25 protein-coding genes are annotated in these 23,009 nt (G+C 70.3%); 7 read left to right on the top strand and 18 right to left on the bottom strand.

All coding sequences use genetic code 11. The features are described 5' to 3' along the window. Window positions 1-115: 115 nt before the first annotated feature. Window positions 116-1,585, bottom strand: coding sequence for a hypothetical protein (locus ACZ5CR_RS30660; protein ID WP_468863332.1), 1,470 nt, complete (start codon window positions 1,583-1,585; stop codon window positions 116-118). A 286-nt stretch (window positions 1,586-1,871) separates the two neighbouring features. Between ACZ5CR_RS30660 and ACZ5CR_RS30655 the strand changes: the two genes are divergently transcribed. Next, window positions 1,872-3,740, top strand: coding sequence for an endonuclease/exonuclease/phosphatase family protein (locus ACZ5CR_RS30655; protein ID WP_468863330.1), 1,869 nt, complete (start codon window positions 1,872-1,874; stop codon window positions 3,738-3,740). Window positions 3,741-3,792: 52 nt separating this feature from the next. Here the strand turns inward: ACZ5CR_RS30655 and ACZ5CR_RS30650 are convergent, their stop codons facing one another. From ACZ5CR_RS30650 to ACZ5CR_RS30640, 3 genes are all read right to left on the bottom strand, one after another. Then, window positions 3,793-4,530: an SRPBCC family protein gene (locus ACZ5CR_RS30650; RefSeq protein ID WP_468863328.1), complete on the bottom strand. Its 738-nt coding sequence runs from the start codon at window positions 4,528-4,530 to the stop codon at window positions 3,793-3,795. Between the two features lie 130 nt (window positions 4,531-4,660). Continuing rightward, window positions 4,661-5,329: a hypothetical protein gene (locus ACZ5CR_RS30645; RefSeq protein WP_468863326.1), complete on the bottom strand. Its 669-nt coding sequence runs from the start codon at window positions 5,327-5,329 to the stop codon at window positions 4,661-4,663. Further along, complete coding sequence (locus ACZ5CR_RS30640) at window positions 5,326-5,529, bottom strand: hypothetical protein (protein WP_468863323.1); 204 nt, start codon at window positions 5,527-5,529, stop codon at window positions 5,326-5,328. Before ACZ5CR_RS30640 ends, ACZ5CR_RS30645 begins: the two co-directional genes overlap by 4 nt. Window positions 5,530-5,751: 222 nt before the next feature. On the opposite strand from ACZ5CR_RS30640, the gene dapA reads away from it, so the two are divergent. Next, the gene (gene dapA, locus ACZ5CR_RS30635; RefSeq protein ID WP_468863581.1) at window positions 5,752-6,714 is read left to right on the top strand and encodes a 4-hydroxy-tetrahydrodipicolinate synthase; all 963 of its coding nucleotides are present in this window, start codon (window positions 5,752-5,754) and stop codon (window positions 6,712-6,714) included. Here dapA and ACZ5CR_RS30630 read toward each other — a convergent pair. The 6 genes from ACZ5CR_RS30630 to ACZ5CR_RS30605 form a co-directional block, all read right to left on the bottom strand. Continuing rightward, window positions 6,691-7,893: a WD40 repeat domain-containing protein gene (locus ACZ5CR_RS30630; protein WP_468863321.1), complete on the bottom strand. Its 1,203-nt coding sequence runs from the start codon at window positions 7,891-7,893 to the stop codon at window positions 6,691-6,693. The genes dapA and ACZ5CR_RS30630 overlap by 24 nt on opposite strands. Then, window positions 7,890-8,459, bottom strand: a complete 570-nt coding sequence (locus tag ACZ5CR_RS30625) for a SigE family RNA polymerase sigma factor (protein ID WP_468863579.1) — start codon at window positions 8,457-8,459, stop codon at window positions 7,890-7,892. Before ACZ5CR_RS30625 ends, ACZ5CR_RS30630 begins: the two co-directional genes overlap by 4 nt. Before the next feature lie 87 nt (window positions 8,460-8,546). Continuing rightward, window positions 8,547-9,155 carry a hypothetical protein gene (locus ACZ5CR_RS30620; RefSeq protein ID WP_468863319.1) on the bottom strand — a complete coding sequence of 203 codons (609 nt, stop codon included), beginning with the start codon at window positions 9,153-9,155 and terminating at the stop codon, window positions 8,547-8,549. Between the two features lie 115 nt (window positions 9,156-9,270). After that, window positions 9,271-10,260 carry a 2,3,4,5-tetrahydropyridine-2,6-dicarboxylate N-succinyltransferase gene (dapD, locus tag ACZ5CR_RS30615; protein ID WP_468863316.1) on the bottom strand — a complete coding sequence of 330 codons (990 nt, stop codon included), beginning with the start codon at window positions 10,258-10,260 and terminating at the stop codon, window positions 9,271-9,273. 163 nt (window positions 10,261-10,423) lie between these two features. Beyond that, window positions 10,424-10,969 carry a TetR/AcrR family transcriptional regulator gene (locus ACZ5CR_RS30610; RefSeq protein ID WP_468863314.1) on the bottom strand — a complete coding sequence of 182 codons (546 nt, stop codon included), beginning with the start codon at window positions 10,967-10,969 and terminating at the stop codon, window positions 10,424-10,426. Continuing rightward, a complete protein-coding gene (locus tag ACZ5CR_RS30605; protein WP_383277776.1) occupies window positions 10,969-11,289 on the bottom strand; it encodes a DMT family transporter in 321 nt (106 codons plus the stop codon). Before ACZ5CR_RS30605 ends, ACZ5CR_RS30610 begins: the two co-directional genes overlap by 1 nt. Before the next feature lie 137 nt (window positions 11,290-11,426). Between ACZ5CR_RS30605 and ACZ5CR_RS30600 the strand changes: the two genes are divergently transcribed. Beyond that, entirely contained in the window at window positions 11,427-12,584 is a 1,158-nt protein-coding gene (locus ACZ5CR_RS30600; protein ID WP_468863311.1) for a DUF7847 domain-containing protein, read from the top strand. A 55-nt stretch (window positions 12,585-12,639) separates the two neighbouring features. On the opposite strand, the gene ACZ5CR_RS30595 is transcribed toward ACZ5CR_RS30600, so the two are convergent. The 8 genes from ACZ5CR_RS30595 to ACZ5CR_RS30560 form a co-directional block, all read right to left on the bottom strand. Then, on the bottom strand, window positions 12,640-12,975 hold the full coding sequence (locus ACZ5CR_RS30595; protein ID WP_468863308.1) for a metal-sulfur cluster assembly factor: 336 nt from the start codon (window positions 12,973-12,975) through the stop codon (window positions 12,640-12,642). After that, a complete protein-coding gene (gene sufU / locus ACZ5CR_RS30590) occupies window positions 12,972-13,442 on the bottom strand; it encodes a Fe-S cluster assembly sulfur transfer protein SufU (RefSeq protein WP_160504341.1) in 471 nt (156 codons plus the stop codon). The genes ACZ5CR_RS30595 and sufU overlap by 4 nt, the downstream gene beginning before the upstream one ends. Window positions 13,443-13,458: 16 nt before the next feature. Continuing rightward, on the bottom strand, window positions 13,459-14,727 hold the full coding sequence (locus tag ACZ5CR_RS30585) for a cysteine desulfurase (RefSeq protein WP_389910274.1): 1,269 nt from the start codon (window positions 14,725-14,727) through the stop codon (window positions 13,459-13,461). Further along, entirely contained in the window at window positions 14,724-15,488 is a 765-nt protein-coding gene (gene sufC, locus ACZ5CR_RS30580; protein WP_468863305.1) for a Fe-S cluster assembly ATPase SufC, read from the bottom strand. The genes ACZ5CR_RS30585 and sufC overlap by 4 nt, the downstream gene beginning before the upstream one ends. 5 nt (window positions 15,489-15,493) lie before the next feature. After that, complete coding sequence (locus ACZ5CR_RS30575; protein ID WP_389910270.1) at window positions 15,494-15,811, bottom strand: bifunctional 3-phenylpropionate/cinnamic acid dioxygenase ferredoxin subunit; 318 nt, start codon at window positions 15,809-15,811, stop codon at window positions 15,494-15,496. After that, the gene (sufD, locus tag ACZ5CR_RS30570; RefSeq protein ID WP_468863303.1) at window positions 15,808-16,989 is read right to left on the bottom strand and encodes a Fe-S cluster assembly protein SufD; all 1,182 of its coding nucleotides are present in this window, start codon (window positions 16,987-16,989) and stop codon (window positions 15,808-15,810) included. The genes ACZ5CR_RS30575 and sufD overlap by 4 nt, the downstream gene beginning before the upstream one ends. Window positions 16,990-17,051: 62 nt before the next feature. Next, window positions 17,052-18,473, bottom strand: coding sequence for a Fe-S cluster assembly protein SufB (gene sufB / locus ACZ5CR_RS30565; RefSeq protein ID WP_468863300.1), 1,422 nt, complete (start codon window positions 18,471-18,473; stop codon window positions 17,052-17,054). After that, window positions 18,470-19,201, bottom strand: a complete 732-nt coding sequence (locus ACZ5CR_RS30560; RefSeq protein WP_468863298.1) for a helix-turn-helix transcriptional regulator — start codon at window positions 19,199-19,201, stop codon at window positions 18,470-18,472. The genes sufB and ACZ5CR_RS30560 overlap by 4 nt, the downstream gene beginning before the upstream one ends. A 161-nt stretch (window positions 19,202-19,362) precedes the next feature. Between ACZ5CR_RS30560 and ACZ5CR_RS30555 the strand changes: the two genes are divergently transcribed. From ACZ5CR_RS30555 to ACZ5CR_RS30540, 4 genes are all read left to right on the top strand, one after another. Further along, the gene (locus tag ACZ5CR_RS30555) at window positions 19,363-20,175 is read left to right on the top strand and encodes an AAC(3) family N-acetyltransferase (RefSeq protein WP_468863296.1); all 813 of its coding nucleotides are present in this window, start codon (window positions 19,363-19,365) and stop codon (window positions 20,173-20,175) included. A 46-nt stretch (window positions 20,176-20,221) separates the two neighbouring features. Beyond that, the gene (locus ACZ5CR_RS30550; protein ID WP_389910256.1) at window positions 20,222-21,148 is read left to right on the top strand and encodes an ABC transporter ATP-binding protein; all 927 of its coding nucleotides are present in this window, start codon (window positions 20,222-20,224) and stop codon (window positions 21,146-21,148) included. Then, complete coding sequence (locus tag ACZ5CR_RS30545; RefSeq protein WP_468863294.1) at window positions 21,145-21,915, top strand: ABC transporter permease; 771 nt, start codon at window positions 21,145-21,147, stop codon at window positions 21,913-21,915. Before ACZ5CR_RS30550 ends, ACZ5CR_RS30545 begins: the two co-directional genes overlap by 4 nt. A 101-nt stretch (window positions 21,916-22,016) precedes the next feature. Next, window positions 22,017-23,006, top strand: coding sequence for a COX15/CtaA family protein (locus ACZ5CR_RS30540; RefSeq protein WP_468863576.1), 990 nt, complete (start codon window positions 22,017-22,019; stop codon window positions 23,004-23,006). The last annotated feature ends 3 nt before the right edge of the window (window positions 23,007-23,009 follow it).

The following is a 23,009-nucleotide window of genomic DNA, read 5'->3' as shown; positions in this document are numbered from 1 at the left end:
CCGGACTGCCGGGCGACCGGGCAACCGGACTGCCGGGCAGCCAGGCGGCCGGAGAAGCGGAGAACCGGCCGGGGCGGAAGGTCCGCCCCGGCCGGTTCCCGGCATCACACGGGCGTCAAATGCCTTGCTGCGAGCGCGCCTTGAAGGCCGCCTTCCGGGCTTCCTTGGCCACCTTCTTGTCGGGGTGCAGCCGCCCCATCGCCTCAAGGACGTCCGCGGTGGCGGGGTGCTCGACCCGCCAGGCCGCCGCGAAGAACCCGCTGTGCTGCTCGGAGAGCCCCTCCACCAGACCCTGCAGCTCGTCCGAGTTGCCCTCGGCGGCGAGCTGGGCCGCGATCGTGTCGATGGTCAGCCAGAAGACAAGGGCCTCGGAGGGCGCGGGCACGTCGGCCGCCCCGTGCTCGGCCAGCCACACCCGGGCGAGCCCACCGAGCTCGGCGTCGTCGAGCACCTCCCGCAGGGCGGGCTCCGCGGTCCGGCCCACCAGCGAGAGCGCCTGCTGGCAGCGGAGCCGCCGCAGGGGCGCCCCCTCGTCCCCACCCCGTGCCGCGGACAGGAGCTCCCGTGCCGCGTCCAGCGGTTCGTGCCCGGCGAGCCACTGCTCGATCTCGGCCTGCGCGGCGGCCTGCGGGAAGCCCGCCGTGCCTTCGAGCAGCGCGTCGGCACCCTTGTCCGCGAGATCGCCGACCGCGGGAGCGTCCACGCCCGCCTCCAGCATCCGCGCCCGGATGCCGTACACACCGAGCGGCGTGAGGCGGACCATCCCGTAGCGCGTGACGTCCTCGTCCTCGTCCGGCAGCGGCGCTTCGGCCTCGTCGATGTCCGCCATGAGGGCCTCGTCGACCGGCTGGTACTCGACGAGCCCCAGCGGCTCGAAGAGCCGGAACTGGTCGTCGAGCTTCATCATCGCGTCCGACACCTGCTCCAGGATGTCGTCCGTCGGCTCCCCCATGTCGTCGGGCACGATCATGGACGCGGCGAGCGCGGGCAGCGGCACCGGGCCCTCGCTCGCCCCGGCGTCCCCGGCGTCCCCGGCGGTGAGCAGGTACAGATTGCCGAGCACGCCGTCGAGGAAGTCCGCCTCCGCCTGCGGGTCCCAGCCGAGCTCCTCGAAGTCGATCTCGCCGTTCTCCTCGAGGACGTCGAGGAGGTTGTCCATGTCGGGCACGGTCGCGTCCCCGTACACGGTGTCCAGGGCGCCGAGCCAGACGCCGAGGATGTCCTGCGGGCTGCCGGACGTGAGCGCGGCGAGGTCCTCGCCCGCGGTCACCGTGCCCGGCGCGTCCTCACCCTCCGCCTCGTCGGCGTCCGTGACGTCGACCAGGCCCGTGTCGACGGCCACGCGCCAGGCCTCGCTCGCATACGCGACGGAGTCCGGGTCGTCCGCTTCCAGGCCCAGCTCCGCGACGGCGCCCGGCAGCTGCTCCTCGACGAGCTCACCGCCCGCCCCGACCCGCGTGTCGGGCCCCGCCCAGCGGGCGAGCCGCGCGGCGCGGGAGAGCAGCGGCGTGGCGAGCGCGGCCCGCGCGAGTTCCGCTTCGGAGTGCAGCAGCACCGGCGGCAGGGTGGCGGGACTTACGGACATCGGCTGGTTCTCCTCCGAAGGATGGGGTCTCCCCTGCCCGAGCGAAGTCACGAGCCTGGGGAAGGGGGCGCTGGACCAAAGCCTAGACGGATTTGGCCCCATGCCGCCCGGTTCATGTCCCTGTCAGAAGACATACACGGCGAGAACACCCGCCGAACCTTGACAACTCCCCTGGCCACGCAAGAGATTGACGCGCGTAGAGCGCCGGGCACCCGCCGGTCCGCTCCGCCCGCTCCACACGTGCTCACCCCTCATACACGCACTCACCCTCATCCGGAGTCTCTCCATGCCGTACATATCCCGTGCCGCCCGGCCCACCGTGAGATCCGCCGCCGTCTCCACCGTCGTGGCCACCGCCCTCGCGGCCGGTCTCCTCGCAGCGGGCTCCTCGTCCGCGTCCGCCGCCGAGGTGCGCGTCCACGACATCCAGGGCACCACCCGCCTCTCGCCCCTCGCGGGCCGGCAGGTCACGGACGTCACGGGCATCGTGACCGGCGTCCGCTCGTACGGCTCGAAGGGCTTCTGGATCCAGGACCCGAAGGGCGACGGCGACCCCGCGACCAGCGAGGGCGTCTTCGTCTACACCGGCTCCGCCGCCCCGACCGTGCGGGCCGGTGACGCGGTCCGCGTCTCGGGGACGGTCAGCGAGTACGTTCCGGGCGGCGAGGCGTCCGGCAACCAGTCCCTGACCCAGCTCACGAAGCCGACGGTGACGGTCGAGTCGTCCGGCAACGCGCTGCCCGCGCCCGTCACGGTGAACGCCAAGTCGGTGCCCTCCGCGTACGCGCCCGCGGGCGACCCCGCGGACGGCGGCAGCATCGACGCGCTCCGCCTCGAGCCCCGCGCGTACGCCCTGGACCTCTACGAGTCCCTCGAGGGCATGAACGTACGCGTCGGCACCTCGCGCGTGGTCGGTGCCACGGATCCCTACGCGGAGCTGTGGATCACCGTGAAGCCGCACGAGAACCCGAACCGGCGCGGCGGCACGGTGTACGAGTCCTACGCCGACCAGAACACCGGGCGCCTCCAGATCCAGCAGCTCGCTCCGCTCTCCGAGCAGCCCTTCCCGAAGGCGAACGTCGGTGACGCGCTGTCCGGCGGCGCCGAAGGGCCGCTGGACTTCAACCAGTTCGGCGGCTACACGCTGGCCGCGCGGACGCTCGGCAAGGTCACGGACAAGGGCCTTGAGCGCGAGAAGACGCGGCGGCAGGCCAAGCGTGAGCTCGCTGTGGCGACGTACAACGTGGAGAACCTCGACCCCACTGATCCGCAGACGAAGTTCGACGCGCTCGCGGGGGCCGTCGTCTCGAATCTCGCCTCGCCCGACATCCTCGCCCTTGAGGAGATCCAGGACGACAACGGCGCGAAGAACGACGGGACCGTCTCGGCGGAGGCGACCCTGAAGAAGTTCACGGACGCGATCGTCGCCGCGGGCGGTCCGCGGTACGCGTGGCGGTCCATCGACCCGCAGAACAACAAGGACGGCGGAGAGCCGGGCGGGAACATCCGCCAGGTGTTCCTCTTCAACCCCGAGCGGGTCTCCTTCACGGACCGCGGCCACGGGGACGCGACGACGGGCACGAGTGCCGTACGTTCCTCCGGCGGGCGCGCGGCACTGACCCTCTCCCCCGGTCGCGTCGACCCCACGAACACCGCGTGGGCGGACAGCCGCAAGCCGCTGGCCGGTGAGTTCGTCTTCCGTGGGCGGAGCGTGATCGTGGTCGCCAACCACTTCGGGTCGAAGGGCGGCGACGAGAGTCTCGTGTCGCGGCATCAGCCCCCGGTGCGGTCGTCGGAGGAGAAGCGGGTGCGGCAGGCGCAGGCGGTGAACTCCTTCGTGCGCGACGTCCGCAAGGTGCAGAAGAACGCGGACGTGGTGGTCGTGGGGGACGTGAACGACTTCGAGTTCTCGGCGACGACTGCCGCGCTCGAAGCGGGTGGCGCGCTGAAGTCCGCCGTCAAGTCTCTTCCCCGTTCGGAGCGTTACTCGTACGTCTACCAGGGGAACACCCAGGTCCTCGACCAGATCCTGACCAGTCCCGGGGTGGGTGGCGCGGGTAAGGGCGGCTTCTCGTACGACAGCGTGCACATCAACGCCGAGTTCGCGGAGCAGAACAGCGACCACGATCCGCAGGTGCTGCGGTTCCGGCCGTAGCGTTCCCTCGTCACGCGTGGACCTTCACACGTGGAACTTCACGCATGGAACTTCACGCGTAGAGCCTGAGCAGCCAGTCCCGCCAGGCGAGTTCGGTGCCCTTGGCGTCCGCCTGCGGGGCGAAGTCGTGGATGCTGACGCACACGGGGGCACCGAAGTGGTTGCGGCCGAGGAAGCGGTAGAGCGCGGTGTCCGTGCGCAGGCCTATGAAGTGCCGGCTGCGGAAGTCGATCATCGCGTCGAGGGGTTTACCGGGGGCGTCCACGCGTACGCGGGCGCCCTCGGACGCGTCGTCGGGGAGGCCCAGGCGGCGGCCCAGTTTGGCGAAGGCGTCCGGGGCGGTGGAGGGGGCGGGCCCTTCGAGGGTGGTGAAGGTGACGGCGAGGCCCCGGAAGTACGTCAGGTACTGGCGCAGGGTGTGCAGATAGAAGTCGGTGTGCTTGCCGACTCCGTCGTACTGGCTGTCCCAGTCGCCGGTGAGGACGCCGCTGTGCACGTAGCGGATCCAGGAGCGGCGGCCTCCGTCGCGGGGCTCGACGGCGAGGTCGAGCTGATTGCGGACGTGGCCCGGCGGGAGGCCTTCGGGGTTCTCGACGCGGCCGGTGAGGCGGTGGGGTGGCTCCCAGCGGGTGACCGTGCCGCCGAAGGGGGCGGTGCCGCCTTCGCGGGGCTCGTACTCCATGGGCCACAGCCAGCCGCCCGTGCCGGTGGTGAGCGCCTCCCAGACCTCGGCAGGAGAGGCATCGACCTCGAACTCCCGCTCGATTTCAAACTCCTTGCCGGTGGCCATGGCGACTCCTTAGGGGGTGCTGTGCCGCGCCGTTCTGTGCGGTGCGCCGGTTGCGCGGCACGGCGGATTCGGGCCAGCCCTCCCCGGATTCGAGCCAGCCCTCCAAGCATCCCCGGAGGAACAGCCTCCGTCAGCTATTCTGCTCCCCCGCAAGTCGGGCCAACTCGCCCTGGAACAGGTCGAGTCGCGCCTGCAGCAGCGCCGCCTCGGCGAGCAGCTCCGGCACCCCCATGGCCTCGGCGGGAGACCCCGGCACGGAATCGGGGCGCGCCGCGGTGACCGTGAGTCCCTCACCCGCGAGGCGGGCGAACTCCGTGAACCGCAGCGACATACGCCTGCCTACGCAGAAACCGCACATCCCCTCGATCACGCGCCACCCCGGCCTGCCCCACCCGGCGTCCGCGAGGACCGAGGCCCGCGCGCCGCATCCGCACGGCCGCACCGTCACCGCCCGCACCCGCTGCCGCGCGTACCGGAAGCCGCGTTCGAAGCGGATGTACGCGCCGAGCACCGTCACTTCGAGGAGCGCGGCCCCGCGGTGCTCGCCGGTGCACAGGAGAGCCTCCGCCGCGCCGCGCTCGTGGACGCAGTGGAAGCCGCAGTCGCAGCGGCGGTGTGGGGCCGCGTGCCGTCGCCCGTAGACGCAGCGGGCCGCGTCGAGCGCGCCGTAGGGCAGGGCCGCGCCCAGAGAGATGCCGGTGAACCCGGCCCTGGCCCCGTCCTGGGACAGGGCCAAGCGGGCGATCTTGTATCCGGTCGGCGGCTCCTTCGGGCGTTCCGCGGGGAGCCGCAGCCTCATCGGACTGCCGGGGCCTCGGCCGTCGGCTGCTCGGCCGTCGACTGGTCCGCCGTCGGTTGCTCGGCGGGCACCGCTCCTTCGGGCTCCGGCTCCGCGTGCTGCTGCCGCTGCTGCTGCCGCCGCTCAAGATCTTGTCGCCGCGGCCGATCCTGCGGAGCTTCCTCGGCGATCCCGGTGGCGAGTGCTTTGCCCAGCCTCATGACGCCTCCTGTGAACCGGCCGCCACGACGCGGCCACCCGTCGAATACCGTCCACCCATGGTGGCGCATACGGGGGCGAGTGGGCACTGAAATCCGGCCTGCTCCAGCGGCCTGCTCCGCCCCGCTCACCGGCACCTCGTAGCGTTCCTGTCGCATATCTCGTAGCAGATTTAAGTGGAGCTTCAGCGTCGGCGTACCGACACTGCCTCCATGACCTCCCCCATGACGCCTGCCATGACCTCCCCCTCCTCCCTCTCCTCTCCCTCATCGGCGCCTCCCCCTCTCGGCCGCGCCCTCTGCGCGATGGTCACGCCCTTCACGGACGACGGCCTGCTCGACCTCGACGGCGCCCAGCTGCTCGCCGAGCGCCTGGTGGCCGAAGGCTGCGACGGGATCGTGCTCTCCGGCACCACCGGCGAGTCCCCCACCACGTCCGACGACGAGAAGGCCACGCTCGTACGGGCGGTCGCCGAGGCGGTGGGCGACCGGGCCACGATCGTCGCGGGCGTCGGCAGCTTCGCGACGCGGCACACCGTCGAGATGGCGCTGCGGGCCGAAAAGGCGGGCGCGGACGCCCTGTTGGTGGTCACGCCCTACTACAGCAAGCCGCCACAGGACGCCGTCGAGGCGCACTTCCTCGAGGTCGCCGAGGCCTCGGGGCTCCCGGTCGCGCTGTACGACATCCCGGGGCGCACCGGGACCCGCATCGAGCCGGAGACGATGACGCGGCTCGCGGAGCACCCGCGGATCGTCGCCGTGAAGGACTGCGCGTACGACCTGATGGGCACTCAGAAGGTACTGTCCCAGACCGATTTGGCGTACTACACGGGCTGCGACGAACTCATCCTGGCGCTGTACGCGGTGGGCGGCGTCGGATACATCAGCACCGTGTCCAACGTCGTGCCGCGTCACCTCCGCTCGATCATCGACGCGTTCGACGCGGGCGACACGGCCGAGGCGCGGCGACTTCAGCGACAGGCCATCGCCCTCATCGAGTTGATGATGGGCTCGGGCCTCCCGGGCACAGTCACCACCAAGGCACTGCTCGGCGCGCTCGGTCTGCCCGGCGGCCCCGTCCGCGCACCGCTGCGCCCCGCCGGCCGCGAGGCGACCGACGGGCTGCTCGCCGCGTTCGAGGCGCTGCGGCGGGCGCAGCCGGTGTCAGCGCCCGGCGAACACGGGTGACCAGCGGCCCGGGTAGGTCGACGAGGCCTTGCGGAAGCCGCTGAGCGGCACGGCCTTCTCGCTGCCGACGGTCACCAGCAGGAGCTGATTGCGGAACTCGTTCTCGCCGCTGCACTTCTTCGGGTCGCAGCCCCACGCGATGAGCCGCTTGTTGTCGACCCAGGCGAGCAACTGCTGCCCCGGCACCTTCGTGATCTCCTCGCCGGTCCTCGAGTCGCGGACCGGCGCCCCCTTCTCGTCGCCGTCCGTGGCGAGCAGCTTGCCGTCGGGTGACAGGCCCGCCTCGGACCAGCCCGCGTACTTCTCGGCGGCGGGCGCCTTCGCCTTGTCGCCCTTCAGCGTGTACCAGGCGCGGTTCTCGGCGTCGAGCAGCTTGCCGTCGTGGCTCCATTCCAGGTCCTGGCGCGGGTTGCCGTCGAAGGAGCCGAACTCGTTGTCGCCCTTCTGCGGCAGTTCGCGGAAGGTGCCCGTCTCGCCCGACCCGGCGTCGACGACGTAGAACCCGGTCCGGCTGCCGTGCGGCTGGGGCTCGCTCTCCGCGCTGACGCCGGGCACGTCGATGAGGCGGTCGGGGTTCTCGCTGTACGCGGTGGCGACCAGCTTGCTGCCGTCGGGGGACCAACTGACGCCCGCCACGGGGTGCTTGACCGGGATCCAGCGCTCCACCCTGCCGGTGATCAGGTCGAGGACGCCGATGCGCCGGGCGGGGAGTTCGCCCTCCAGGACGGCCGCGGTCCGCATGCCGGGCGCGACGTCGATCCAGGCCCACTCCTTGGATGCCTTCTCGTACTTTCCGCTCTTCTGATCGAGCAGCCCGTAGGTGCGGGTGACGAGCTGGTCGCCGTTCGGCTGATCGGTGGTTCCGATCGTGTAGAACGCCGCCAGCGCGGTGTTGCCCGCCGCGATCAGGTCCCGTGGCGGGGACTGGTCGGGGTGGGCGACGACGTCGGCGGTCTGACTGTCGCTCGCCGGGCGTACGTCCTCGCCGCCCGAGTCGAGCGCGGGCACGGCCACCGCGGCGGCGATCACCGCGGCCGTCGCGACCGCGAGACCCGCGACGGTCCGGGTCCTGCGGCGCCGCCTGACGGTCAGCACCCGGTCGGCGAACCCGGCCGGGGGCCGTACGCCGTCGTCCGCCTGCTCCCGGAGCGCATCACGCACCAGCTCTTCCACGTTCACGGTTGTACCTCCACGGACGACACGGGCAGGTGGTCGCGGGACAGCTGCCGGCCGGCGCCGGGGCCCGGCCCGTCCAGCGCCGCCAGTTCAGGGGCGAGGCCGCGCAGCTTGGCGAGCGAACGGTGCGTGGTGCTGCGCACGGTGCCGACCGAGCAGCCCAGGAGCCGGGCCACGTCGGCCTCCGGGAGATCCTCGAAATAGCGCAGGACCAGTACGGTGCGCTGCCGCACGGTGAGCCGGGCGAGCGCCGCCCGCATCACGATCCGCAGCTCGGCGGCGCCCGCACCGTCCCGTACGGCGCTCTCCGGCGGTTCGGCGACGGCCAGTTCGCGCCGCGGCCACTTGAGGCGCCAGCGGCTGACCTGCTGCCGGTAGAGGATCTGCCGGACGTACGCCTCCGGGTCGTCGATCCGCTGCCAGCGGCCCGCGGCCTTGACCAGCGCGTTCTGCAACAGGTCCTCGGCCGCGTGCCGGTCCCCGCCGCTGAGCAGGACGGCGGTCTTCAGCAGCGCCGGTGTCCGGGTCTCCACGAAGTCCCGGAAGCTCTCCTGAGCCTGGGCATCCATCGTCACCTTCGCTCCCTGGTGGGCCTGGTACCCCCCTCACGCAGGTAGACGGTCCGTGGTGCCCCCCGCTATGCCTGTGCCCGGGATTCAGCTCGCGGCGGGGAAGCCCGCGGCCTTGGTCCACAGGAGCTTGTCGGCGCCCCGGCTGAACGTGACCTTCTTTCCCCCGGTGGCGACGGCGATCTTCTCCCAGCCGTCGAAGTTCTTCGTGAGGTGCGTGGCCCACTTCGTCAGCGGGCCGGTGGCGACCGCGGCGACCGACTCGGTCGGCGGCTCACCGTCCGCGCAGTACACGCCGAAGTCCCCGAAGGCGGCGACGGTGCCGTCCTTGGCCTTGAGCGTGATCCCCTGGCAGGCGTCGGTCCTGGTCTTGTGGACGAGGGCCGACTTGGACCATCCCTTGGCCTTGGGGCTGTAGTCCTGCACGAGGAGCCCCTTGCCCTTCATGTAGTGCATGGCCACGCGACGCCCGTCGGGGAGCTTGACCTGCGCGTTGAACGGGCTCGGGCTGCCGCTCCAGTGGATGTCGCTCTTCTCCAGCGGATAGCGGTGGTCGCCCGTGGAGGCCCGGCTCACCTGCTGCGCCGCCCCGGCGCCGGCGTCCTGGCTCCGCCCGGCGCTCTCACCGCACGCGGCGACAAGACCGAGTGCCGCCACTCCACTCAGGGCCAGGGCCCGGATACCCGCTCGCTGCATGTCGCTCTCCCGTCGTCCCACGCGGCACACGCACGCGTGGCAGGGCAGCATACGCAGGGCACGACGCGAAGAGCGCCCTCCGGGGGCCGGAGGGCGCTCTTCGGTGTGGCGGTGATCAGTTGTGGCTGTGCAGCACGTCGTTCAGGCCGCCCCACACCGCGTTGTTCGGGCGGGCCTCGACGGCGCCGGTGACCGAGTTGCGGCGGAAGAGGATGTTCGAGGCGCCGGAGAGCTCGCGGGCCTTGACGATCTGCCCGTCGGGCATGGTCACCCGGGTCCCCGCGGTGACGTAGAGACCGGCCTCGACGACGCACTCGTCGCCGAGCGCGATGCCCACGCCCGCCTCGGCGCCGATGAGGCAGCGCTCGCCGATGACGATGCGGACGTTGCCGCCGCCGGAGAGGGTGCCCATCGTGGAGGCGCCGCCGCCGATGTCGGAGCCGTCACCGACGACGACACCCGCGGAGATGCGGCCCTCGACCATGGAGGTGCCCAGCGTCCCCGCGTTGAAGTTCACGAAGCCCTCGTGCATCACGGTCGTGCCCGCGGCGAGGTGCGCGCCGAGCCGTACGCGGTCGGCGTCGGCGATCCGGACGCCCTTCGGCGCGACGTAGTCCGTCATGCGCGGGAACTTGTCGATGGAGGTCACCGAGAGGTGCAGGCCCTCGGCGCGGGCGTTGAGCCGGACCTTCTCGACGTCGTCGACGGCGACCGGGCCGAGCGAGGTCCAGGCGACGTTGGCGAGGAAGGCGAACTGTCCTTCGAGGCTCACGCCGTGCGGCTTGACCAGGCGGTGCGAGAGCAGGTGCAGCCGCAGGTAGACGTCGTGGGCGTCGACCGGCTTCTCGTCGAGGGACGCGATGACCGTACGTACAGCGACGATCTCCACGCCACGGCGGGCGTCCGGGCCGATGGCCTTGGCCGCGCCGTCGCCGAGCAGCTGCACGGCGCGCTCGGCGGTGAGCCGCTCGGTGCCTGCGGGGCCCGCTTCGGCGACGAGCTCGGGCGCGGGGAACCAGGTGTCGAGAACGGTGCCGTCGGCGGTGACGGTGGCGAGGCCTGCGGCGACGGCGCCGGTGGTGCGGGAAGCGTTCGTGTCGGTCATGGGGAAAACCTAACCGGCGGTGCGGCGCGCGGGCGAACCGGTCTCAGGGACCGGGCCCCGGCGCGGCGGTCCATCGGAAGACTGTCGGGGGGCCGTCGGAGGCCCGTCGGGGGCCGCGCTCATCGACTTGCCATCGACTTGGCGTCGTCGGGTCATCGACCGGTCATCGGCTCGACGGAACAAGCCTGCTGAAGGCCTCGCGGGCGTACGCCTCGTCGTACCGCGCGTCCGTGAGCAGCACTTCCAGGCAGATCCCGTCCATGAGCGCGACGAGCGCCCGCGCGGTGACGGGATCGGTGCGCTGCTCCAGGACCTCGCCGAGCTCCACGCCGCACTCGGCGGCGACGGGCTTCAGGGCGGGCCTGCGCAGGGCGGCCAGATAGAGCTCGTACTCCAGCTCGACGGCCGCGCGGTCTCCGCCGAGCCAGTCCCCGAGCAGCGCGGCGAGCTCACCGGCGAGATCGGCGCGCGGATCCTCGAGCGCGCCCCTCCCGGCGACGACCTTGGCGAACCCCTCGTTGGCCTGCCGGAGCGTCGCCACCATCAGCTCGTCGAGCGTCTTGAAGTGGTAGGTGGTCGACCCGAGCGGCACATCGGCCTCGGCGGCGACGGACCGGTGGCTGAGCCCCTTGATCCCCTTCTCCCCGACCACCCGGATCGCCGCGTCGATGATCCGCTGCCGCCGCTCGGGGTCGTACCGGCGAACCATCAGTGGGCACCTCCCAGATTGAGCACGATGACGCCCGCGATCACGAGGACGACCCCGGAGATCTTAACGAGGCTGGCGGACTCCCCCATGAACAGCATCCCGATGGCGGCGACGGCGGCGGTCCCGATGCCCGCCCAGATCGCGTAGGCGGTCCCCATCGACAGCGTCTTCAGCGTCTGCGCGAGCAGCGTGAAGGCGATCAGATACCCCGCGACCGTGATCAGCGAGGGCCAGAGTCTGCTGAACCCTTCGCTGTACTTCATGGCCGTCGTCCCGGCCACCTCCGCCAGGATCGCCCCGGCCAGCAGTCCATATCCCATGCGTACGAGTGTACACAACGCTGCGTACGGTCGTACATAACGAAGCTGATCAAACCGGATAGGGTGACGCGATCGCTGTGGGGGGGCCACAGAGGGCGCACGCGGGACACCGCACGGAACTACGGAGCACAAGAGCGATGCCGGACACGTCGGGGTGGGGACCACAAGCGCCTCATGGCGGGCCACAGGGACCGCAGGGGCCCTATGGCGGGCCGCAGGGGCCGCAAGGGCCGCAAGGTCCCTATGGCGGGCCACCGCCCGGCTGGGGCTGGAACGGCGGCTGGGCGCCGCCACCGCCCCCGCCGCCCAAGCCCGGCGTCATACCCCTCGCCCCGCTGGGCGTCGACCACATCCTCGGCGGCACGTTCGCCACGATGCGGCGGTACGCGAAGCCACTGTTCGGCACCGCGGTCGCGGCGTACGGCCTGCTCGCCGCGGTCATGATCGCGACGGGCGTCCTCGCCTACGTCAGTGTGCGTGAGCACTTCCAGGCGCTGTCCGAGGCGGACGCGTCGTTCTCCTGGGGCCACGGGAGGCCGCTGCTCATCGCGTTCGGCGCGGTGTGGCTGGTGGGCCTGCTCGCCACGCTCGCGGTCAACTCGTTCATCCAGGCCTCGTGCGCGGCCACGCTGCACGAGGCGGTGCTCGGCCGACCGGCGACGTTCGCGGCGGTCTGGCGCAGGGCGTGGTCACGGACGCCGTCCGTGATGGGCGTGACCCTGCTGCTCGCCTTCATCCTGCTGCTGCCGATGGTCGCGTGCGTGCTGCTCTTCGTGTCCTTCTTCGTCACGGTCCTGACCCAGTCGGCCGCCCCCTTCGGCCTGATCTTCCTGCTGCTCCTGATCGTGACCCCGCTGGCTGCCTGGCTGTACGTCCTCTTCGCCTTCGCCCCCGCCGCCGCGGCCCTGGAGACAGCGGGCCCGCTCCAAGCGCTGCGCCGCTCCGTACGCCTGGTCCGCGGCGCCTGGTGGCGCACGTTCGGCATCTCACTGCTGGCCGGGATCATCGTGGTCGTCGTGTCCCTCGTGGTGCGTCTCCCCCTGCAGTTCGCCACGCCGGCCCCGCCCCGGGTGGACCCGGACACCTCCGCGTCCACGGTCATACTCGACCAACTGCGCTCCCAATTCGTCCTGTACGCCCTGTTCGGCCTGGTCGGCTCGTTCGTCACGCAACTGGCCGCCAGCGTGTTCCTGCCCTTGGTGACCGCCGTGCTCTACATCGACCAGCGCATCCGCAAGGAGGGCCTGGCGCGGACACTGGTGGAGGCCTCGTCGGCCGAGGAGCCCGCCCCGTAAAACAGTTCGGCCCCCCGCGCGGTGAGCGCGGGGGGCCGAACTGTTGTCATACGCCTCAGACGTTGAACCCGAGCGCGCGAAGCTGCTCGCGGCCGTCGTCCGTGATCTTGTCCGGGCCCCACGGCGGCATCCAGACCCAGTTGATCCGGAGCTCGTTGACGATGCCGTCGGTGGCGGACTTCGCCTGGTCCTCGATGACGTCCGTCAGCGGGCAGGCCGCCGAGGTGAGCGTCATGTCGATCGTCGCGATGTTCGCGTCGTCGACGTGGATGCCGTAGATCAGGCCGAGGTTGACGACGTCGATGCCCAGCTCGGGGTCGACCACGTCGTACAGCGCCTCACGGACCTCCTCTTCGGAGGCCGGTTTGATCAGGGTCTCGTTCTCGCTCATGCGGTCTTCCTCTCAGCGACGTCGTCGGTACCAAGTGCCTGCGCCGTCGCGTCCTTCCACGCCATCCAGCTCAGCAGAGCACACTTCACACGCGCCGGGTACTTCGAGACCCCGGCGAACGCGACGGCGTCCTCCAGGACCTCCTCCATCGCGTCGTCCGGCTCCAGCTTGCCCTTGGACTGCATCAGCTCCAGGAACACCTCCTGGACCTTCTGCGCCTCGGCGAGCTCCTTGCCGACCAGGAGGTCGTTCAGGACGGACGCGCTGGCCTGGCTGATGGAGCAGCCCTGGCCCTCGTACGACACGTCGGCGATCGTCGACCCGTCGTACTTCACGCGCAGCGTGATCTCGTCGCCGCACGTCGGGTTGACGTGATGCACCTCGGCGTCACCGTCGCGCAGACCGCGCCCGTGAGGGTGTTTGTAGTGGTCCAGGATGACTTCCTGGTACATCGAATCAAGCTTCACGATCCCAGCCAGCCCCTCAGCCGAAGAAGTTCCGTACGTGCTCCAGGCCGTCTATCAGCGCGTCGATCTCGCCGGGCGTGGAGTACAGATAGAACGACGCTCGCGTGGTCGCAGGAATTCCGTAACGGAGGCAGACGGGGCGGGCGCAGTGGTGACCCACGCGGACCGCGATGCCTTCCTCGTCCAGGACCTGGCCCACGTCGTGCGGGTGGATGTCGCCGAGCGTGAAGGAGATCGCGGCGCCGCGGTCCTCGGCCGATGCCGGGCCGATGATCCGGAGGTCGGGGACCTCCAGGAGGCGCTTGACCGCGTACTCGGTGATCGCGTGCTCATGAGCGGCGATCTTGTCCATGCCGATCGCGGAGAGGTAGTCCACGGCCGCGCCCAGGCCGACGGCCTGGGAGACCGGGGGCGTGCCCGCCTCGAACTTGTGCGGCGCGGGAGCGTACGTCGACGAGTTCATCGAAACCGTCTCGATCATCTCGCCGCCGCCGAGGAACGGCGGCAGGTCCTCAAGGAGCTCCTGCCGTCCCCACAGGACGCCGATGCCCGTCGTGGCCAGCATCTTGTGGCCGGTGAAGGCCACGAAGTCGGCCTGCAGCGCCTGCACGTCGAGCACCATGTGCGGGGCGGCCTGCGAGGCGTCGATGCAGACCAGCGCGCCGACCTCCTGCGCACGGCGGATGATCGCCTCGACGGGGTTGTGCGTGCCCAGGATGTTCGAGACCAGGACGAAGGAGACGATCTTCGTCTTCTCCGTGATGATCTCGTCGATGTTGGACAGGTCGAGCCGGCCGTCGTCCGTGAGGCCGAACCACTTCAGCTTCGCGCCCGTGCGCTGCGAGAGCAGCTGCCACGGCACGATGTTGGAGTGGTGCTCCATCTCCGTGATGACGATCTCGGTCTCGTGGTCCACGCGGTAGGGCTCGTCGGCCCAACCGAGCATGTTGGCCACGAGGTTGAGCGACTCCGAGGCGTTCTTGGTGAAGATCACCTCGTCGCGGCTCGGCGCGTTGATGAACGCGGCGACCTTGTCACGGGCGCCCTCGTACAGCGCCGTGGCCTCCTCGGCGAGGACGTGCACGCCGCGGTGGACGTTGGCGTTGTGCTTCTCGTAGTACTCGTTGAGTACGTCGAGCACCTGGCGCGGCGTCTGCGAGGTCGCCGCGTTGTCCAGGTAGACGAGCTTCTTGCCGTCGTGGATCCTGCGATCCAGGATCGGGAAGTCCTTGCGGATCGCCTCGGTGTCGAGGAGGCCGGAAAGCCCCTGATGGGCCACTGTCACGCGGATGCGCCACCCTTCGTGTAGGCCTCGTAGCCCTCGGCCTCCAGCTTGTCGGCGAGCTCGGCGCCGCCGGACTCGGCGATGCGGCCGTTCGCGAAGACGTGCACGAAGTCGGGCTTGATGTAGCGCAGGATGCGCGTGTAGTGCGTGATCAGCAGGGTGCCGACATCGCCGGTCTCACGGACGCGGTTGACGCCGTCCGAGACCTGGCGCAGGGCGTCGACGTCCAGGCCGGAGTCCGTCTCGTCGAGGATCGCGATCTTCGGCTTGAGGAGCTCCATCTGCAGGATCTCGTGGCGCTTCTTCTCACCGCCGGAGAAGCCCTCGTTCACGTTGCGCTCGGCGAAGGCCGGGTCCATCTGGAGCGTCTCCATCGCGCCCTTGACCTCCTTCACCCAGGTGCGCAGCTTGGGGGCCTCGCCGCGGATCGCCGTCGCCGACGTACGCAGGAAGTTGGAGACCGAGACGCCGGGGACCTCGACCGGGTACTGCATGGCCAGGAACATGCCGGCGCGGGCGCGCTCGTCGACGGACATCTCCAGGACGTCCTCGCCGTCGAGCGTGACGGTGCCCTTGGTGATCGTGTACTTGGGGTGACCCGCGATGGAGTAGGCGAGCGTCGACTTGCCGGAGCCGTTCGGGCCCATGATGGCGTGCGTCTCGCCCTGCTTCACGGTCAGGTCGACACCCTTGAGGATTTCCTTGGTGCCGTTCTCGACCTCGACGGTGACGTGCAGGTCGCGGATTTCAAGCGTTGCCATGTGCCTCAGGACTCCTGGGTGAGGGAGACGAGCACATCGTCCCCTTCGATCTTTACGGGGTATACGGGGACGGGGCGCGTCGCGGGGAGACCGGACGGCTTGCCGGTGCGGAGGTCGAAGGCGGAGCCGTGCAGCCAGCATTCGATCTGACAGTCCTCCACCTCTCCCTCGGAGAGGGAGACGTTCGCGTGCGAGCAGATGTCGTTGATCGCGAACACCTCGCCCTCGGTGTGGACGACCGAGACCGGCGTGCCGTCGAGTTCCACCCGCTTGGGGGTGTCCTCCGCCAGCTCGCTCAGGCCACAGGCGCGTACGAATGTCATGCGGCCGACGCCTCCAGCTCCTCTTCGATCTTGGCGAGGAGGCGCTCTTCGATGTCGGGCAGGCCGATCTGCTGGATCAGCTCGGCGAAGAACCCGCGGACGACGAGGCGGCGCGCCTCGTCCTGCGGGATGCCGCGCGACTGCAGGTAGAAGAGCTGCTCGTCGTCGAAGCGGCCGGTCGCCGAGGCGTGGCCCGCTCCGACGATCTCGCCGGTCTCGATCTCGAGGTTCGGCACGGAGTCGACACGGGCGCCGTCGGTCAGAACCAGGTTGCGGTTCATCTCGTACGTGTCGGTGCCCTCGGCGGCGGCCTCGATGAGGACGTCGCCGATCCACACCGCGTGGGCGTCGTCGCCCTGGAGCGCGCCCTTGTAGACGACGTTCGACTTGCAGTGCGGCTGGTTGTGGTCGACCAGGAGGCGGTGCTCCTGGTGCTGGCCCGCGTCGGTGACGTACAGACCGAAGAACTCGGCCTCGCCGCCCGTGCCCGCGTACGTGACGCGCGGGTGGAGCCGGACGAGGTCGCCGCCGAAGGTCACGATGACCGACTTGAGGGCGGCGTCGCGGCCGACGAGGGCGTTGTGCTGCGCGACGTGGACGGCCGTGTCGTCCCAGTCCTGGACGGAGACGACGGTGAGCTTGGCGCCGTCGCCCAGGAGGTAGTCGACGTTGGCGGCGAGCACGGCGTCACCGGTGTGGTCGATGACGACGAGGGCCTCGGCGAACGCGCCCACCTCGATGACCTGGTGCGCGAAGGCGGTGCCGCCCTCGCCGTGCACGGCGATGCGGATCGGGTCGGTCAGGACCGTCTCCTTGGGGACGGTGACGACCGAGGCCTTCTCGAAGGACGAGTACGCCTGCGCGGCGACGCGGTCGACGGGCTTGCCCGCCTTGCCCACGCGCGGGTCGTCACGGCCGACGGTCTCCTGGGTCACGCCCGCCGGGGCGCTCACCTCGACGCGGATGCCGCCGGTGGCGACCGCCGTGCCGTCGTGCAGCCCGCGCAGACGCTCCAGCGGCGTGAACCGCCACTCCTCCTCGCGACCGTGCGGGACCGGGAAGTCCGCGACGTCGAAGGACGGGGGAGCGCTCATGCGGGTGGCGACGGTCGACTCGGCGGCCACCGCGATCGATCCGGCGGTGGTGGAGCCCACCGGGATGTTCTGAGCCTCAGCCATGGCTGTCGTCGTGCTCTCTCTCTGGGTAAAGAAGTCGGTCGCTGCGGGGACGGTCGGCGGAATTAGCCGACCGAGCCCTCCATCTGCAGCTCGATCAGCCGGTTCAGCTCCAGGGCGTACTCCATGGGCAGCTCCTTGGCGATCGGCTCGACGAAGCCGCGGACGATCATCGCCATGGCCTCGAACTCCGTCAGACCGCGGCTCATCAGGTAGAAGAGCTGGTCGTCGGAGACCTTGGAGACGGTCGCCTCGTGGCCCATGGACACGTCGTCCTCGCGGACGTCCACGTAGGGGTACGTGTCCGAGCGGGAGATCGTGTCGACGAGCAGCGCGTCACACAGGACGTTCGACTTCGATCCGGCAGCGCCCTCGCCGATCTCGACGAGACCGCGGTAGGAGGTGCGGCCACCGCCGCGCGCCACGGACTTCGAGACGATGTTGGAGGACGTGTTGGGCGCCATGTGGACCATCTTGGAACCGGCGTCCTGGTGCTGGCCCTCACCCGCGAAGGCGATGGAGAGCGTCTCGCCCTTGGCGTGCTCGCCCATGAGGTAGACGGCGGGGTACTTCATCGTCACCTTGGAGCCGATGTTGCCGTCGATCCACTCCATGGTCGCGCCCTCGTACGCCACGGCGCGCTTGGTGACCAGGTTGTAGACGTTGTTCGACCAGTTCTGGATCGTCGTGTAGCGGCAGCGGCCGCCCTTCTTCACGATGATCTCGACGACGGCGGAGTGCAGGGAGTCCGACTTGTAGATCGGCGCCGTGCAGCCCTCGACGTAGTGGACGTAGGCGTCCTCGTCCACGATGATCAGGGTCCGCTCGAACTGGCCCATGTTCTCCGTGTTGATACGGAAGTAGGCCTGGAGCGGGATCTCGACCTGTACGCCCTTGGGGACGTAGATGAACGAGCCACCGGACCACACGGCGGTGTTCAGCGACGCGAACTTGTTGTCGCCGACGGGGATGACGGTCCCGAAGTACTCCTTGAAGAGCTCCGGGTGCTCCTTCAGCGCCGTGTCGGTGTCCATGAAGATGACGCCCTGCTCCTCCAGGTCCTCACGGATCTGGTGGTAGACGACCTCGGACTCGTACTGGGCCGCGACACCGGCGACGAGGCGCTGCTTCTCCGCCTCGGGGATGCCGAGCTTGTCGTACGTGCTCTTGATGTCCTCGGGCAGGTCCTCCCAGGACTGGGCCTGCTTCTCCGTGGACCGCACGAAGTACTTGATGTTGTCGAAGTCGATGCCCGACAGGTCCGAGCCCCAGTTGGGCATGGGCTTCTTGTCGAAGAGCCGCAGGCCCTTGAGGCGCAGCTTCGTCATCCACTCGGGCTCGGACTTCTTGGCCGAGATGTCCTTGACGACGTCCTCGTTGATGCCGCGCTTGGCGGACGCCCCGGCCACGTCGGAGTCGGCCCAGCCGTATTCGTACGTGCCCAGACCCTCGAGTTCGGGGTGGGCAGTCTCCGTGGGGAGCGTCATGCGGGGTTCCTCCCGGCCGTGCTTGCGGATGCTTTATCAGTGGTCTGTGAAGACTGTGATGCGTTGCGGGGGATGAACGTCGTGCAGACGCCGTCGCCGTGGGCGATGGTGGCGAGCCGCTGGACGTGCGTCCCCAGGAGGGCGGAGAAGATCTCCGTCTCCGCCTCGCAAAGTTGTGGGTACTGCTCGGCGACGTGGGCGACCGGGCAGTGGTGCTGGCACAGCTGCTCGCCTACTGGCGCCGTGCGGGCCGTAGCAGCGTACCCGTCGGCGGTCAACGCCTTGGCGAGAGCCTCCGCGCGCTGCTCGGGGGGCGCCGCCTCGACCGCCTCGCGGTAGGCCACCGCCTGGGCGGCCATCCGCTCACGGGCGAATTCGACGACCGCACCTTCGCCGTGCCGCTCGCTGATCCAGCGCAGGGCGTCGGCGGCGAGCTTGTCGTACGACTGGTCGAAGGCGTCCCGGCCGCAGTCGGTGAGTGCGAAGACCTTGGCGGGGCGACCGCGCGTACGAGCGCCGTAGACCCGCTGCTCACGGGGCTCGACGACGTTCTCATGGGCGAGTGTGTCGAGGTGCCTGCGCACGGCGGCCTGGGTGAGGCCGAGGCGCTTCGCGAGATCGGCGACGGTGGACGGGCCGTGGTCCAGGACGGAGCGCGCGACCCGGTTGCGCGTCGAGCGCTCCCCGGTCGCGAGTTCCTCCTGCGGAGCCTCGCCAACGTTTTTCACAACGCCATTGTTGCGTAATTCCTCAGAGACTGACAACCCGCGTCCGGATCAAGACCCGGTGCGGTACATCACTTAGGCATACCTAAGCTGACCTGCGGAAATGATCACTGATCGATCAAATCAGTGGCGCGGACAGGCTGGGTCCAGGAGACTCTCCGACCATGCCGACACCCCCTCCGACCGGCCCTTTGTGTACGCGCGCTTCCCTCGCGGCCGACCTGCGCGAGCTCGGCGTGAGCCCCGGGGAGACCCTCCTCGTGCACTCCTCGCTGAGCGCCATCGGGTGGGTCAGCGGCGGCCCCGTAGCCGCCGTCCAGGCACTTCTGGACGCACTGGGCCAAAAGGGCACGCTGGTCGTCCCCACGCAGTCCAGCGACAATTCCGACCCGGCCGAGTGGGGAAATCCGCCCGTCCCCGAGTCCTGGTGGCCCCAGATCCGCGCCTCCATCCCCGCGTACGACCCGCGCACCACCCCCACGCGCGCCATGGGTGTGATCCCCGAGACCGTACGGACCTGGCCCGGCGCCCTGCGCAGCGCCCACCCGCAGACCTCCTTCGCCGCGATCGGCCCTCGCGCGGGGGCGCTCCTGGAGGGGCACGCGCTGGACTGCCGACTCGGCGAGCGAAGCCCACTGGCCCGCCTGGAGGAATCGGGCGCCCGGGTGCTGCTCCTCGGCGCGGGATTCGACTCCTGCACCTCCTTCCACCTGGCCGAGTACCGGCTTCCGGCTCCCGAGGTCGAGAACTCCTTCGCGGTCATGACACCCGAGGGGCGCCGCTGGACCACGGTGCGCGAGACCTCGATCTCCGAGGAGCGTTTCGACGAACTCGGCTCGGACTTCGAGCGGGACCGCCCCGTGGTGCGGGGCACGGTGGGCGCGGCGACGGCCCGGCTCTTCCCGGTGGCCGACGCGGTCGCCTACGCACAGAAGTGGCTGGACACCCACCGCTCACGGGCCGAGTGGGCGGGCTGACATCCCCCTGCCTGCCGCCCGCCTCCCCCTCTCTAGACTTCCCGCCATGGGAAATGAGTCCGTCGTCCAGGTCACAGGACTGGTCAAGCGGTACGGCAAGAAGACCGCGGTGGACGGCCTCGACCTCCGGGTCCGCGCGGGCACCGTCACCGCGGTCCTCGGCCCGAACGGCGCAGGGAAGACCACCACGATCGAGACCTGCGAGGGCTACCGCAGGCCGGACGAGGGCACCGTCCGCGTCCTCGGCCTCGACCCGGTCCGCGAGGCCGGCGCGCTGCGCCCCCGCATCGGCGTGATGCTCCAGTCCGGCGGCGTCTACTCCGGCGCCCGCGCCGACGAGATGCTGCGCCACATGGCCAAGCTGCACGCGCACCCCCTTGACGTGGGCGCGCTGATCGAGCGCCTGGGCCTGGAGAGCTGCGGCCGCACCACCTACCGGCGCCTGTCCGGCGGCCAGCAGCAGCGCCTGGCGCTCGCGATGGCCGTGGTGGGACGGCCCGAGCTCGTCTTCCTGGACGAGCCGACCGCGGGCCTGGACCCGCAGGCACGCCGGGCCACCTGGGATCTCGTACGCGATCTGCGCACCGACGGCGTCAGCGTCATCCTGACCACGCACCACATGGACGAGGCCGAGCAGCTCTCGGACGAGGTCGCGATCATCGACGCGGGCAAGGTCATCGCCGAGGGCACCCCGGAGGCGCTGTGCCGCGGCGGCGCCGAGAACACCCTGCGCTTCTCCGGGCGCCCCGGGCTCGACGTCGGCTCCCTCCTCAAGGCCCTCCCGCCGGACTCCGCAGCGGCCGAACTCACGCCGGGCGCCTACCGCGTGAGCGGCACGATCGACCCGCAACTGCTCGCCACGGTCACCTCCTGGTGCGCCCAGCACGGCGTGATGCCGGAGAAGATCGCCGTCGAACGCCACACCCTGGAAGATGTGTTCTTGGAGCTCACAGGCAAGGAGCTGCGCGGATGAGCGCCGCCGGTACGTACACACCGAAGCCAGGCGCCGCCCCGCTCCCCCGCATGATCGGCGCGCAGGCGGCGCTAGAGACGAAGATGCTGCTGCGCAACGGCGAACAGCTGCTGCTCACGGTCGTCATCCCCACGCTCCTGCTGGTCCTGTTCAGCGCGGTCGACATCGTCGACACGGGCAAGGGCGAAGCCGTCGACTTCCTCGCGCCCGGCATCCTCGCCCTCGCCGTGATGTCGACGGCGTTCACCGGCCAGGCCATCGCCACGGGCTTCGAGCGTCGCTACGGCGTCCTGAAGCGGCTCGGCGCCTCACCGCTGCCCCGCTGGGCCCTGATGGCGGCGAAGACCCTGTCGGTCCTGGTCACCGAGGTCCTCCAGATCGTCCTGCTCACGGTGATCGCGTTCGCGCTCGGCTGGTCACCGCACGGCAACCCCTTCGCCGTACTCCTCCTGCTCGTCCTCGGCACGGCGGCCTTCTCCGGGCTCGGCCTGCTGATGGCGGGAACCCTGAAGGCGGAGGCCACGCTCGCCGCCGCCAACCTGGTCTTCCTCCTCCTGCTCGTGGGCGGCGGGGTCATCGTGCCGTTGGACAAGTTCCCGGACGCGGCCCAGTCGGTGCTCGGCCTGCTTCCCATCTCGGCGCTCTCCGACGGCCTGAGGGACGTGCTCCAGGACGGCGCGGGGATGCCGTGGCGCGACCTCGGGATCCTGGCGGTCTGGGCGGTGCTGGGGCTAGGGGCGGCCGGGAAGTTCTTCCGCTGGGAGTGAATCGAGCGGGGATGGGCGTAACTCGCGTCACAGAAGCACCGGATACGTCCCCCTCGTGAAGCCGTGCACAAGCGGCCCCCTACGATGGGCCCGTGCCAAACGTGACCCGAGCCGACGCCGCTCAAGCCGTGCGCAATCCGCTCGCCTTCATCGCCGAACGCTGGACCCCGCAGCAGCGGACCGTCCAGCGCGCGGCCCTCATCTCGCTGGCGATGACGGTCTGCATCGTGGTCACCGGCGGCGCCGTCCGGCTGACCGGCTCGGGCCTCGGCTGCCCGACCTGGCCCAAGTGCACGGACGAGTCCCTCACCGCCACGCACGAGATGGGCTTCCACGGGTACATCGAGTTCGGCAACCGCATGCTGACGTACGTGCTGTGCGCGGCCGTCGGCTGGGCGATCATCACGGCGCGCTCCCAGAAGCCGATGCGGCGCAGCCTCACCCGGCTCGGCTGGATCCAGTTCTGGCTGGTCATGGGCAACGCCGTGCTCGGCGGCATCGTGGTCCTCGTCGGCCTGAACCCGTACACGGTCGCGGCGCACTTCCTGCTCTCCACCGCGTTGATCGCGGTCGCCGTCACGATGTGGCAGCGCACCCGCGAAGGCGACGGCGAGCTACGTCCGCTGGTCGGCAAGGCCGTGGCGCAGCTGGTGTGGTTCCTGGTCGCGGCGACCGTGCTCCTCATCGCGGTCGGCACGGTGGTGACGGGCTCCGGGCCGCACGCCGGTGACTCCAGCGAGGTGCCGCGCATGGGCTTCGACTGGGAGACCGTCAGCAAGCTGCACGCCGTGCTCGCGTGGATCGTGGTGACACTGACGTTCGCCCTGTGGTTCGTCCTCAAGGCGGTCGACGCCCCCAAGGGCCCGCTGCACCGCACCCGCGACCTGTTCCTGATCCTGCTCGCCCAGGGCGCCATCGGCTACGTCCAGTACTTCACGGACCTGCCCGAGGTCCTGGTCGGCCTGCACATGTTCGGCTCGTGCGTGGTCTGGATCGGCGTGATGCGCGTCCTGCTGTCGCTGCGTGAACGTCCGTACAGCACGGCGGAGGTCCCGTCCCAGAGCGGCGACTCCCGGCTGTCGGCCGTCTGAGGC

The sequence above is a fragment of the Streptomyces sp. NPDC031274 genome, from assembly GCF_055570235.1.
Note: the sequence above shows the minus strand (reverse complement) of the source record. Positions and strands in the feature narration are given on the sequence as shown.